Origin of the sequence: Nonomuraea candida (assembly GCF_000725485.1) — a bacterium.
Lineage (GTDB): Bacteria > Actinomycetota > Actinomycetes > Streptosporangiales > Streptosporangiaceae > Nonomuraea > Nonomuraea candida.
In genome coordinates, this window is the sequence record NZ_JOAG01000141.1 from 1 (window position 1) to 1,191 (window position 1,191).

Consider the following 1,191-nt stretch of genomic DNA (forward strand, 5'->3'; position numbering starts at 1 on the left):
GAACCTCTATTTCAACCCCAAGCGGTACGACCTCGCCAAGGTGGGCCGTTACAAGATCAATAAGAAGCTGGGCGTCGACGCCGAGATCACGCAGGGCACTCTGACCGAGGACGACATCGTCGCCACGATCGAGTACATCGTGCGCCTGCACGCCGGCGAGGAGTCCATGCCGGGCGCGGGCGACCGCGAGGTCATCGTCGAGATCGACGACATCGACCACTTCGGCAACCGCCGCCTGCGCAGCGTCGGCGAGCTGATCCAGAACCAGGTCCGGCTGGGCCTGGCCAGGATGGAGCGCGTCGTGCGCGAGCGCATGACGACGCAGGACGTCGAGGCCATCACGCCGCAGACCCTGATCAACATCCGCCCGGTCGTGGCGTCGATCAAGGAGTTCTTCCCGCTGGCCGGCCTGACGCACAAGCGGCGTCTGTCCGCGCTGGGCCCCGGTGGTCTGTCCCGTGAGCGGGCGGGCTTCGAGGTCCGCGACGTGCACCCGTCCCACTACGGCCGGATGTGCCCGATCGAGACCCCTGAAGGCCCCAACATCGGCCTCATCGGCTCGCTGGCCTCCTACGGCCGGATCAACGCCTTCGGCTTCGTCGAGACGCCCTACCGCAAGGTGGTGGACGGCAAGGTCACCGACCAGATCGACTACCTGACCGCCGACGAGGAGGACCGGTACGTCAAGGCCCAGGCCAACACGGCGCTCAACCCCGACGGGTCGTTCGCCGAGTCGCGCGTCCTGGTCCGCACCAAGGGCGGTGAGACCGAGCTGGCCCGTGCCGAGGAGGTCGACTACATCGACGTGTCGCCGCGCCAGATGGTGTCGGTGGCCACCGCGATGATCCCCTTCCTGGAGCACGACGACGCCAACCGCGCGCTCATGGGCTCCAACATGCAGAGGCAGTCGGTGCCGCTGCTGAAGAGCGAGGCGCCGCTGGTCGGCACCGGCATGGAATACCGTGCCGCGACCGACGCCGGCGACGTCATCAGCGCCGAGAAGGCCGGTGTGGTGGAGGAGGTCTCCGCCGACTACATCACCGTGATGAACGACGACGGCACCCGCACCACCTACCGCGTCGCCAAGTTCAAGCGCTCCAACCAGGGCACCAGCTTCAACCAGAAGCCCATCGTGGCCGAGGGCGACCGCGTCGAGGTCAACCAGGTCATCGCCGACGGTCCGTGCACCGA

The 1,191-nt window shown here is 67.5% G+C and carries 1 protein-coding gene; it reads left to right on the top strand.

Features of this window, described 5'->3' with window-relative positions:
- Positions 1–1,191: RNA polymerDNA-directed RNA polymerase subunit B (locus tag IO39_RS43415; protein ID WP_043637679.1), on the top strand; the 1,191-nt coding region annotated here is incomplete at both ends.